Annotated in this window: 7 protein-coding genes; all 7 read left to right on the forward strand. The window is 72.6% G+C overall.

Annotated elements, in window-relative coordinates; all coding sequences use genetic code 11:
• Position 1: 1 nt before the first annotated feature.
• The 7 genes from pstA (at position 2) to ABZV42_RS23200 (ending at position 11,704) form a co-directional block, all read left to right on the forward strand.
• On the forward strand, positions 2-1,288 hold the full coding sequence (pstA, locus tag ABZV42_RS23170; protein WP_355975898.1) for a phosphate ABC transporter permease PstA: 1,287 nt from the start codon (positions 2-4) through the stop codon (positions 1,286-1,288).
• Positions 1,288-3,054 (forward strand): substrate-binding domain-containing protein, encoded by a 1,767-nt coding sequence (locus ABZV42_RS23175; RefSeq protein WP_356053378.1) that lies wholly within the window; start codon positions 1,288-1,290, stop codon positions 3,052-3,054. The genes pstA and ABZV42_RS23175 overlap by 1 nt, the downstream gene beginning before the upstream one ends.
• A complete protein-coding gene (locus ABZV42_RS23180) occupies positions 3,051-5,738 on the forward strand; it encodes a hypothetical protein (RefSeq protein WP_356053380.1) in 2,688 nt (895 codons plus the stop codon). The genes ABZV42_RS23175 and ABZV42_RS23180 overlap by 4 nt, the downstream gene beginning before the upstream one ends.
• Before the next feature lie 135 nt (positions 5,739-5,873).
• Positions 5,874-7,868, forward strand: a complete 1,995-nt coding sequence (locus ABZV42_RS23185; RefSeq protein ID WP_356053382.1) for an Ig-like domain repeat protein — start codon at positions 5,874-5,876, stop codon at positions 7,866-7,868.
• 111 nt (positions 7,869-7,979) lie between these two features.
• Complete coding sequence (locus ABZV42_RS23190; protein ID WP_356053383.1) at positions 7,980-8,888, forward strand: sortase; 909 nt, start codon at positions 7,980-7,982, stop codon at positions 8,886-8,888.
• A gap of 358 nt (positions 8,889-9,246) precedes the next feature.
• The gene (gene pstB / locus ABZV42_RS23195; protein ID WP_356053423.1) at positions 9,247-10,050 is read left to right on the forward strand and encodes a phosphate ABC transporter ATP-binding protein PstB; all 804 of its coding nucleotides are present in this window, start codon (positions 9,247-9,249) and stop codon (positions 10,048-10,050) included.
• A gap of 427 nt (positions 10,051-10,477) precedes the next feature.
• A complete protein-coding gene (locus tag ABZV42_RS23200) occupies positions 10,478-11,704 on the forward strand; it encodes a M20 family metallopeptidase (protein WP_355976147.1) in 1,227 nt (408 codons plus the stop codon).
• Positions 11,705-11,726: the final 22 nt, after the last annotated feature.

Consider the following 11,726-nt stretch of genomic DNA (forward strand, 5'->3'; position numbering starts at 1 on the left):
GATGACCGTCATCGAAGAGACGACCCCGGCCGCCGTACGGGACACGGCGCCCGCACCCGCGGAACCCGCCGTGGAGGACGCGCCGCAGCCACCGCGGCCGCGCCGCATCGGCGGGGTCACCCGCACCGGGGTGCTGTCCCTGTGCGGCGCCGCCGCCTCCGGACTCTGCGTCACCATCCTGCTGTTCGGCCAACTCGCCCCGTTCTCGGGCGCGCTGGGCTTCACCGTCACCGCCTACCTCGTCTTCCTGGCGGTCTACGCGGTGCTGACCGGCCTGGACGAGGACGGCCAGGCCGTACGCGACCGGGTCATGACCGTCGTGCTGTGGACGGCGGCCACGCTGCTGTTCTCCGGCCTCGTCATGGTCGTCGGCTTCACCGGCTGGCGCGGCCGCGAGGCACTGCCGCACGGCAACTTCTTCACCCAGGACATGCAGGCCTCGGGCCCGCTCGACCCGCTCACCCACGGCGGCATCGCCCACGCGATGCTCGGCACGCTCACGATGATCACCATCGCGCTCGCGATCACCGTGCCGCTGGGCCTCGCCTGCGCCGTGTATCTGAACCAGATCCCGGGCCCGTTCTCCCGGTTCGTCCGCACGATCGTCGAGGCGATGACCGCCCTGCCCTCGATCGTCGCCGGACTGATGGTGTACGCCACCTGGATCCTCGGCCTCGGCATGCAGAAGTCGGGCCTCGCGGCCGGGTTCGCGATCAGCGTGATGATGCTGCCGATCGTGATCCGGGCCTCGGACGTGGTGCTTCGCCTGGTGCCCGGCAACCTCACCGAGGCGGCGGAGGCGCTCGGCGCGCCGCGCTGGCGCACCGTGTGGCACGTCGTGCTGCCCACCGCCCGCTCCGGCCTCGCCACCGCCGTCATCCTCGGCACCGCCCGCGGGATCGGCGAGACCTCGCCCGTCCTGCTCACCGCCGGCTTCACGGCCGCGCTCAACGCGGACGCGACGAGCGGGCCGATGGTCTCGCTGCCGCTCGCGGTCTTCAACTTCGTCAAGTCGCCCGAGCCCACGATGATCGCCCGTGGCTTCGGCGCCGCCGCCGTGCTGATGGCCCTCGTCCTGGTGCTGTTCGTGATCGCCCGGGTGATCGGCGGACGCGGCCCCGGCCACCAGACCAAGCGCCAGGCCCGCCGCACCGCCCGCGCCTCGCGAGCGGACGTACGGCGCTTCGAGGATCTGCACGCGCCCGGCCTGTCCCTGTTCGAGCCCCACGGGGAACCGCAGCCCGCGGGAACCGCCCCGTCCGCCCCCGCCACCGGAGAGACCGACTGATGCGCAGCCACCTCCACACCGCCCTCGGGCGCCTTCGGGTGCTCGGGACGCTCGGCGCGCTGCTCGGCGTGATCGCCGGGCTGCTGGCCGGTCCGCTGGCGGCCCCCGCCGCGGCAGAGAGCTACACGCCGATATCCGGCGCCGGTTCCACCTGGGCCGAGAACGCCGTCGACGAATGGCGGCGCGCCGTCAACCAGTACGGCATGCGGATCAGTTACGCCGGCACCGGATCCTCCGACGGCCGCCGTCAGTTCCTCAGCGGCACCGTCGACTTCGCCGTCTCGGACATCCCGTTCCAGACGCACCCGACCGACGGTTCGGCAGCCGAACGGCCCGCCTCCGGGTCGTACGCCTACATGCCGATCGTGGCCGGCGGCACCGTCTTCATGTACCACCTGACCGTCAACGGCAAGCGGGTCACCAACCTGCGCCTGTCCGGCGACGTGGTCACCAGGATCTTCACCGGTGCCGTCAAGACCTGGGACGACCCGGTCATCAAGGCCGACAACCCCGGGCTCCAGCTCCCGCACCGCACCATCGTCCCCGTCGTACGCTCCGACGGCTCGGGCTCCACGGCCCAGTTCACGATGTGGATGGCCAACCAGCACAAGTCGCTGTGGCAGGACTACTGCCGCAGGGTCGGGCGCTCCGGAGCCTGCGGGCAGACCTCGTACTACCCGACCGTCTCCGGCATGATCGCCCAGTCCGGCGACCTCGGAGTCGCGGGCTACGTCGCCCAGAACTACGGCGAGGGCGCGATCGGGTACGTCAACTACTCGTACGCCCTGAACGCGCACTATCCGGTCGCCAAGGTCCTCAACCACGCGGGCTACTACACCGAGCCGACCCCGCAGAACGTCGCGGTCTCGCTGCTCAAGGCGCGGATCAACAACGACAAGAACTCCGCGGACTACCTCACCCAGAAGCTCGACGGCGTCTACAACGACTCCGACAAGCGCAACTACCCGCTGTCCAGCTACTCGTACATGATCCTGCCGCTGAAGGTGCAGGGCACCTTCACCAAGGCCAAGGGCAAGACGCTCGGCGCGTTCTCGTACTACTTCATGTGCCAGGGCCAGCAACAGGCGCCCTCGCTCGGCTACTCGCCGCTGCCGATCAACCTGGTGAAGGCGGGCTTCGACCAGATCCGCCGCATCCCCGGCGTCCAGGCCCAGAGCGTCAACATCAAGGGTTGCAACAACCCGACCTTCTCCAGCGACGGGCACAACAAGCTCGCCGACACCGCCCCCTATCCGGCCGCCTGCGACAAGAAGGGCGCCCCGGCCTGCACCACCGGCAGCGGCGGCGCCAAGGCGGGCGGCGGCTCGGGCGGTTCGGGATCCACCGGCGGCACGAGCGGCGGCTCCGGCTCCGGCGGCTCCACCGGCGGCAGCTCCGGCGGCGGTACCACCGGCGGGAGTTCGGGCGGTGGTGGCACCGCCTCGGGAGGCGGAACCGGCGGCGGTTCCGGACCGGTCGTCGACCCGGACACCGGCCAGACGCTCTCGCCCGGCTCGGGCGGCGGCTCGGGGAGCGGCGCCTCCGGCGGCAGCGGCGGCAACGGCGGGAACGGCTCGGTGAACGACACCATCGCGCTCGCCCAGCCGGTCTCCGTGTCCGGCACCCAGGGCTGGACCACCACCCAGACGCTCATGCTGATCGCGGCCTTCCTCGTGCTCGGTCTCGTCCTGCTGCCCTCCGTGGTGTCCCGGGCGATCACCGGGCGGGGCGCGGGCAAGGACGCCGGAGAGGGGCGGCGGCGATGAGCTCCCGCAGCACAGGAACCCGCGTACGACGGCTGCTCGTGCGCGTCGTCGCCGGCGCGGCCGCGGGCGCCCTCGCCGGTCTCGGGGTGGCCCAGGCGGCCGGCCCCGCCTCCGCCGCGGGCACCGCCGACGCCACCTCCTCGGCGATCACGGTCTCCGGCCGCGGCGAGTTCAAGGACATGAGGTTCACCGTCGACCAGACCGCGCATCTGACCAGCCAGGCGGTCACGGTCTCCTGGTCGGGCGGCACCCCGAGCACGTTCGCCGGCACGTCGTTCAACACCGACTTCGTGCAGATCATGCAGTGCTGGGGCGACGACGACGGCACCGTGCCTGACAACCCGGGCCCCGCCCGCACCCAGTGCCAGTACGGAGCCTCCCCGACCACCGACCGCGGCAGCTGGCCGGGCAACGACTACGACGACACCCGCAAGGTCTTCTACAACGCCGAACCCACCAACTACGGCCAGGACAACCGGTACGGGGCCGGCAACCCCAACGCCCCGGGCGAGGTGCCCTTCAAGTCCGTCGACGGCACGGTGATCACCTCGGGCACCCAGAACAACGCCTTCTTCAACCGCAACACCACCAACGAGGTCGACTTCGCCCGCACCGGCGCCGACGGCTCCGGCAAGGAGTACTTCGAGGTCCAGACCGCCAACGAGGCCCCGCACCTGGGCTGCGGTGTGCCGGTCACGGTCAACGGGGGCACCAGGCCCCGTTCCTGCTGGCTGGTCATCGTCCCGCAGGGCCACCTCGACCTGGACGGCAGCCCGTACGCCGACCACAGCCAGGTCAACGCCGGATCCCCCGTCTCCTCCACCAACTGGAAGAACCGGGTGGCGATCCCGCTCGGCTTCAACTCCGTCGGCACCAACTGCGCGCTCGGCGCGAAGGAACGCGCCACCACCGGCAGCGAGCTCGCCGCCGACGCGATGACCAGCTGGCAGGCGGCCCTGTGCCCGACCGGCACGGTGTACGGCTACACCGAGCTCGGCGAACCGGACACCCGCGCCCGCCTCATCAACGACGGCTCCTCCGGGCTCGCCTTCACCACCCGCGCCCTCGGAGCCGACACCGGGACCACGGCACCCTCCGACCCGACCGTGTACGCGCCCGTCGCGCTCTCCGGGACCGTCATCGGCTTCACCGTCGAACGCAGGCCCAAGGCGGGCGCGCCGGACTCCGTCCGCAAGCTCGCGGGCACCAAGGTCGAGTCCGTCGACCTCACCCCGCGCCTGGTCGCCAAACTGCTCACCGAGTCGTACCGCAACTCACCCTGGGGAGCCGTCCTCGGCGAGTCCGCCGCCACCGGCTACGACTGGGCGAGGACCAACCCCGCGGGCCTGGCCAGTGACCCCGAATTCATCTCCCTGAACCCCGAGTTCGCGGATCTGTCGGTCTCCGAGACCCCGTCCACCGACACCGACCTGATCACCTCGCTCGGGCACAGCGACTCCGCCCGCGCGCTGTGGCAGTGGATCCTCGCCGACAAGGACGCCCGCGGCTTCCTGGCCGGTACGGCCGACGCCTGGGGCACCCGGGTCAACCCGTACTACAGCACCACCGCGACCCTGAACCCGACCGGCGTCGCCTTCGACCCCGCGAGCGCCGACGACTACCCGAAGAGCGATCCCTGGTGCACGATCCCGCCGGGTACCGACGCCACCGTCAAGCAGTGCATGACCGACTTCCACCCCTACGTCGAGGACATGCACTCCGGTGCCCTGCACACCCGGCGCGCCGACACCCTCTGGAAGTCCAGCTGGGACGCGCTCGCCAACCCGCCGGCCTTCAAGAGCCCCGGACCCCAGACCGTCGGCTCCCGGTTCGTGATCACCGTCACCGACGCGGCCTCCGCGGCGCGCTACGGCCTCCAGACCGCCCGGCTGCGCAACACCGCCGGAAAGTTCGTTGGCCCCGCCACGGCGTCCCTGACCGCGGCGGCCACCGGTGCCACCGGCGCCGGAGCCCCCGAGATCACCCCGGCGGGCGCCGACGCCGCGGGCGCATACCCGCTCGCCCAGCTCGTCTACGCGGCCGTCCGGCCGGCCGGGGTCGACGCGGCCGCCCGCAAGGACTACGCGGCCCTGCTGCGGTACGCCGCCGGTGACGGACAGACCAGCGGCGCCGACCCGGGCCTGCTCCCGGCCGGCTACGCCCCGCTCTCCGCCGCCCTGCGCACCAAGGCGACCACGGCCGCCGCCGCCCTCGTCCACTACACCGGACCCAGCTCGACGCCCACCGGCGGCTCGGGTTCCAGCGGCGGATCGAGCGGCGGCTCCACCGGCGGCGGCTCCGACAGCTCCGGCGGCGGATCGGGCGGCGCAGGCACCGGCGGCTCCACGGGCGGCGACTCCGGCGGCGGCAGCGGCGGCGGCGGTGCCACGCCGAGCGCCGGCGCGAGCGCGAAGCCGAGTGCCGCGCCGTCCTACGACGGCGGCAAGGCGCTTCAGACCACCGCGCTGGGCACCACGCCCGACGACCCGGCCAACTCCCTGCGGTACGCCGTCCCGGTCGGCGCCGCGCTCGGCGCCTTCGCCGGCATCGGCGCCCCGTTCGCCGGCGGCGGCAGGCTCCGGCTCCCACTGCGCGTCCCGCTGCCCGGCGGGCGTTCGGTGACCGTCCCCGCGTTCACCCTGCCCGAGTGGCTGCGCAGGCTGCTGCCCTCCGGCCGGAGCTGACCCACCGGAGCGCGGGCCCGCCGGGCCCCGCTCCCCACAGACGGCCGTCCGCCCCGAAAGGCAGTCGGGGCGGACGGCCCGTACCACCCTGCCAGATCCTCCCGACGTCACTCGCACACCCTCTGGAGACTCTCAATGCGCACGACGCGCCTTTCGGCGGCCATGGTCGCCGCCGCCGTGGTGTCCGGCACGCTGGCTCTGGCGAGCCCGGCGTCCGCCGACCCCACCCCCGCCGGAACCTTCCGCAAGCTGGTCGGTGTGGGTTCGGACACCACCCAGGACGTGCTCAACGCCCTCGCCGGCGACACCGTCAACGGCAACTCCTACACGGCCACCGCCGTGCAGGCGGCCAGCGGCGCGGGCGTCGCCTCCTACGACGCGATCGAGCCCGGCACCGGCTCCACCACCTCGAACATCCAGACCCGCACGGGCGGCCCGTCCTTCCTGCGCCCCAACGGCTCCGGCAAGGGCCGTCTCGCCCTGAGCATGTCGCTGACCGGCGACAAGTTCCCCGACAGCTCGGGTGTCTCCATCAAGGGCCAGGTCGACTTTGCCCGCTCCTCCAGCGGCCCGAGCTCCTCCGGAACCGCCTTCACCTACATTCCGTTCGCGCGTGACGCGGTCGGCGTGGCGGTCCGCGGCTCGGCCCTGAACACGCTGACCGTCGACCAGCTGCACGACATCTACTCGGGCTCGCTGACCGTGGTGAACGGTCAGACCGTGCACCCGAAGATCCCGCAGAGCGGCTCCGGCACCCGCAAGTTCTTCCTCGGCGCCATCGGCCTCACCGACGCCACGCTCTCCCCGACCGTCGCGGTCGTCCAGGAGAACCAGGCCAACGGCGCCGTCGACGCGGACGGCGCGCTCGTCCCGTTCTCGGTGGGCAGCTGGATCGCCCAGAACAACGGCGTCTCCCCGGACTTCAGCACCTCCGCGGCCGCCGCCGGCGCCCACCTGGCCGCCGTACAGCTGCCCGGCGACACCGGTGCCACCACCCCGATCGCCACCGTGAACGGCAAGCTCGCCCCCGTCGGCGCCTACTACGAGAACGCCACCTTCGGCCGCGACGTCTACAACGTCGTCCCGAGCCGGGCGATCGACCCGACCGGCATCTTCTTCGACAAGGACCTCTACGACGTCTTCGTCACCAGCGGCTCCCACGAGGCGGCCCTCGCCTCCGACGCCGCCGAGGGCGTCATCGCCAAGTTCGGCTTCGTGAACGAGTCCTACAACGGCTCGGTCAACCTCGCCAAGCACGCCAAGCTCGGCGGCCTGGAGGAGTCCGGCGTCGACGCCGCCACGCCGGCCGCGCCGACCCTGAGCGGCACCCGCGGCGACGGCAGCGTCAAGTTCAACTGGACCGCCCCGGCCGCCACCGGCCTCCCCGTCACCGACTACCGCGTGACGCTGACCGGTTCGGACGGCGCCGTCGTGGCCGTCAAGGACGTCCCGGCCACCACCACCTCGTACACCTTCAGCGGTCTGGCCCTCGGCCACTACACGGCCACGGTCTCCGCCGCCAACCTCAACGGCACCGGCGCCACCGCCTCCTGGACCGGCGACATCAAGTACACGACCACCACGAAGGCGACCACCGCGACGACCGCGTACGGCAAGACCCCGAAGGTAGCCGTCACGGTCGCCGACACGCACGGCGTCGTCCCGACCGGCACGGTCACCGTGAAGGAGGGCACCACCACCCTCGGCACGGGCACCCTGGACAGCAGCGGCAAGGTCTCCGTCAGCCTGTCCAGCCACCTGAAGGTCGCCAAGCACAACCTCACGGTGTCGTACGCCGGCAACAGCAAGCTGCTGACGTCCAACGCGACCACCTCGGTGACCGTCTCGAAGGCGGCCCCGAGCGTCGGCACCACGGCGCCGGCCTCGATCAGCCACCTCTCGCAGGCCAAGGTCGCCGTCAAGGTCACCGCGACGGGCACCACGCCGACCGGCACGGTCCGCATCTACGAGGGCTCGCGCGTCATCGCCACCGGCACCCTGAGCGGCGGCAAGGTCACCGTCAAGCTGCCCAAGCTGTCCCGCGGCACGCACACCCTGCACGTCTGGTACGTGGGTTCCACCACGGTGAGCTCGAAGAACGGCGCCAACTTCAAGATCAAGTCCACCTGATCCACGGTCCGTCGAACCACCCTCTCGCCGGGGGCGTCCAGCTCGACGCCCCCGGCGAGGCCCCGATCCGCCCCACCCGTTCCATGAGTTGAGTGAAGGAGACGTGCCGCCGTGACGGTCGCCGTACAGACCACGCTCGCAACACCCCTGCCGCGACCGGGTGTTCGCAGCGTCACCGCCGTCCGGCATCTCGCCCGCGGCGGCCTGCTCACCCTCGCGGCCCTGCTGCTCGGCCTCACCGCGCAGCTGCTGTTCCTCAGCGGCTTCCAGGAACGAGCGGTCCAGCACGCCGCGTACGACTCCCTGCGCGCCCAACTGGCCCTGGGGACCGCCCCGGTGGCCCAGACCGACCAAGAGGGCGCCCTGCTCGCCCCCGGCACGCCGGTGGCGCTCATCGACATCCCCGCCCTCCACGTCCGCCAGGTGGTCCTGGAGGGCACCGACTCCGGGGTCATGACCGACGGCCCCGGCCACCGCCGGGACACCCCGATGCCGGGGCAGGCCGGCACCAGCGTGCTGATGGGCCGCGCCGCCGCGTACGGCGGCGCCTTCGGACGCCTCGGCGACCTCGCCGCCGGCGACACGTTCAGCGTCACCACCGGACAGGGCCGGGCGAAGTACCGGGTCTTCGGCATCCGGCGCGCCGGGGACCCCGCGCCCGCCCCGCTCGACGCCGGCAAGGGCCGCATGGTCCTCCTCACGGCCACCGGAACGGACTTCATGCCGGGCGGGGTGCTGCGGGTCGACGCCGAGCTGGTCTCCGCACCGGCCCAGACGCCGTCCGCCGTGATCCGCTCCGGCACGCTCCCCGAGTCCGAGCAGCCGCTGGCCCGGCCCGGCGGGATGCCGTGGCCGCTGGTGATGTGGCTCCAGGCGCTGGTGGCGATGGCGGTCGCCGCGGTGTGGGCCTGGCACCGCTGGGGCCGCCACCAGACCTGGATCGTGTTCGCCCCGGTCGTCGCGGTCCTCGGCCTTCAAGTGGCGACCCGCGCCACGGAACTCCTCCCCAACCTGACGTGATCTCACCCGACCCGACCCGACCCGACCTGACCCGACCTGACCCGTTCCGTCCCGACCTGACCAGACCCGAGCCGGCCCGAGCCGACCTGACCCGAGCCGACCCGAACCGGCGCCCGATGTGCCCCCGCCTCACCCAGCCCCGCCCGCCGGACCCAGCCGCCCGGCCCGATTCCGCCATGAGGTGCCCGACGTGACCGATGCGACCGCCGCGCGTGACAGCGCCGTGACCGAGACCGCCCCGACCGACAGCGTTCCGGCCGCCACAGCCGGGACCGGCCCCGCCCACACCGCCACCGCCGTCATCGACCCGGGGACCGCCACGGCCGAGACCGTCGCGCTCCCGCCCGTCCACTCGGACGTGCCCCTCCCGGTCCGCCGGGGAGCGGCCCCGGCGGAGCTCGACGCGCGCGAGGTGTCGGCCTGGTTCGGCAGCCACCTGGTGCTTGAGCGGGTCTCCCTCACCATGCCCGCCGGACAGGTCACCGCCCTGATCGGCCCTTCCGGCTGCGGCAAGTCGACCTTCCTGCGCACCCTCAACCGGATGCACGAGCTGATCCCCTCCGCCCAGATGGCCGGCGAGGTGCTCTTCGACGGCGAGGACATCTACGCCCCCGAGCGGCGGCTGACCGAGGCCCGGCGCCGGATCGGCATGGTCTTCCAGAAGCCGAACCCGTTCCCGGCCATGTCGATCTACGACAACGTGGTCGCGGGCCTGCGCCTGACCGGCACGCGTACGAGCCGCCGGGAGAAGGACGAGCTGGTCGAGGAGAGCCTGACCCGGGCAGGCCTGTGGAAGGAGGTCCGGGACCGGCTGCGGCAGCCCGGCGGGGCGCTCTCCGGAGGCCAGCAGCAGCGGCTGTGCATCGCCCGCGCTCTCGCCGTACGGCCCCGGGTGCTGCTGATGGACGAGCCGTGCTCGGCGCTCGACCCGACCTCGACCCGCCGCGTCGAGGAGACCATCCACGAGCTCGCCGGCCAGGTGACCGTCGTCATCGTCACCCACAACATGCAGCAGGCAGCCCGCGTCTCCCGCCAGTGCGCCTTCTTCCTGGCCGAGCAGGGCACCCCGGGCGGAATCGTCGAGCACGGCGCCACCACCGACATCTTCGGCACGCCCAAGGACCAGCGCACGGCGGACTACGTGGCAGGCCGCTTCGGCTGAGCGGTACGGGGCCGAGCCGTACCGGGTCGAGCCGTACCCGGCCGGACCGCGCCCGGCCGTACGGCACGAGTCCGACACCCCGGGCCTTCACATCACGGAACGTCACCTCGGAGGCCGGAGCCGGTGACGGTTCCGGGAGCGGGCCGCCCGGGTGTGAGACCGTGGAGACCACGAAGGGGAATGGGCCCGGGCACGCCGGGCGTTCCCCGGTGCACATCGGCGGACGCCACCCGCCGGGTCGGATCACGGCCGGTCACCAGGACCCGTTCAAGATCCAAACGCCCGAAGAGCCGGGCGAGTTTACCCATCCTCGTAGCCGACCATGCGCCGCGCGGCCAGATTTTCTTCCCCTAACGGGCTGAACTTTTGTTGATCGTGGGTTAGTTGGCCGCCCGATCGTCCTACCCTTCAAAGGGTGAACCAACTGATGTCCCGAGAGTCCGAGGCCGATCTCCCCGGGGAGCCGCTGCTCCCGGGCGCGCTGCCCGAGGCACTGCGCGCCGAACTCGTGGCCTTCCGTCGCGACTTGCACATGCACCCGGAGCTCGGCAACCAGGAGTTCCGCACCACCGCGGCCATCAAGGCGCGCCTGGAGCAGGCGGGCCTGGAGCCGCGGGTCCTCTCCATCGGGACCGGCCTCATCTGTGACATCGGGGACGCGGACGACGTACGCCCCATGCTGGCGCTCCGCGCCGACATCGACGCGCTGCCCATCCCGGACACGAAGAGTGACTGCGCATATCGCTCGACCGTGCCCGACCGCGCCCACGCCTGCGGCCACGACATCCATACGACGGTCGTGCTCGGTGCCGGTCTCGTACTCGCCGGACTGCACGCCCAGGGCCTGCTGCCGCGGCGGGTCCGGCTGATCTTCCAGCCCGCCGAGGAGGTACTGCCCGGCGGAGCCCCGGACGCGATCGAGTCGGGCGTGCTCGAAGGGGTCGGGCGGATCGTCGGCGTGCACTGCGACCCGAGGGTCGACGCGGGGCGCATCGGACTGCGGCACGGCGCCATCACCTCGGCCTGCGACCGGCTGGAGGTGTCCCTCGACGGCGCGGGCGGCCACACCGCGCGCCCCCACCTCACCACCGACCTCGTCACCGCCGCCGCGCGGGTCGTCACCGACGTGCCGGCGCTCGTCGCCCGGCGCGTGGACGCCCGCAGCGGCCTCGCGGTGACCTGGGGGCGCATCGAGTCGGGGCACGCCTGCAACGTGATCCCCCAGCACGCCGAACTGTCGGGGACGATCCGCTGCCTGGACCTCGAGGCCTGGCGCGCCGCGCCGGACCTCGTCCACGCGGCCATCGACGAGATCGCGAACCTCTACCGCGCCAAGTCCGAGATCAACTACATCCGGGGCGTCCCGCCGGTCGTCAACGACCCGGCCGTCACCGACCTGCTCCGCGACGCGATGACGGCCCGGCGCGGCGCGCACTCCATCGAGGACACCGAGCAGAGCCTCGGCGGCGAGGACTTCTCCTGGTACCTGGAGCACGTGCCCGGCGCCATGGCCCGGCTCGGGGTGCGGCGCCCCGGCGACCGCACCACCCGCGATCTGCACCGGGGCGACTTCGACGCCGACGAGCACGCGATCACGGTGGGCGTCGAGATGTTCACCGCCGCCGCCCTCCTGGACCAGCAGCCCTCGTCCTAGTACCGCAGCGGGCGACAGGCCG

Origin of the sequence: Streptomyces sp. NPDC005281 (assembly GCF_040607495.1) — a bacterium.
In the GTDB taxonomy this organism is placed as follows: Bacteria; Actinomycetota; Actinomycetes; order Streptomycetales; family Streptomycetaceae; genus Streptomyces.

Bases quoted from the DNA above. Each gene is read 5' to 3' on its own strand.
- pstA (WP_355975898.1), top strand. From the start codon at position 2: ATGACCGTCATCGAAGAGACGACCCCGGCCGCCGTACGGGACACGGCG.
- ABZV42_RS23200 (WP_355976147.1), top strand. From the start codon at position 10,478: ATGTCCCGAGAGTCCGAGGCCGATCTCCCCGGGGAGCCGCTGCTCCCG.
- ABZV42_RS23185 (WP_356053382.1), top strand. From the start codon at position 5,874: ATGCGCACGACGCGCCTTTCGGCGGCCATGGTCGCCGCCGCCGTGGTG.
- ABZV42_RS23175 (WP_356053378.1), top strand. From the start codon at position 1,288: ATGCGCAGCCACCTCCACACCGCCCTCGGGCGCCTTCGGGTGCTCGGG.
- ABZV42_RS23180 (WP_356053380.1), top strand. From the start codon at position 3,051: ATGAGCTCCCGCAGCACAGGAACCCGCGTACGACGGCTGCTCGTGCGC.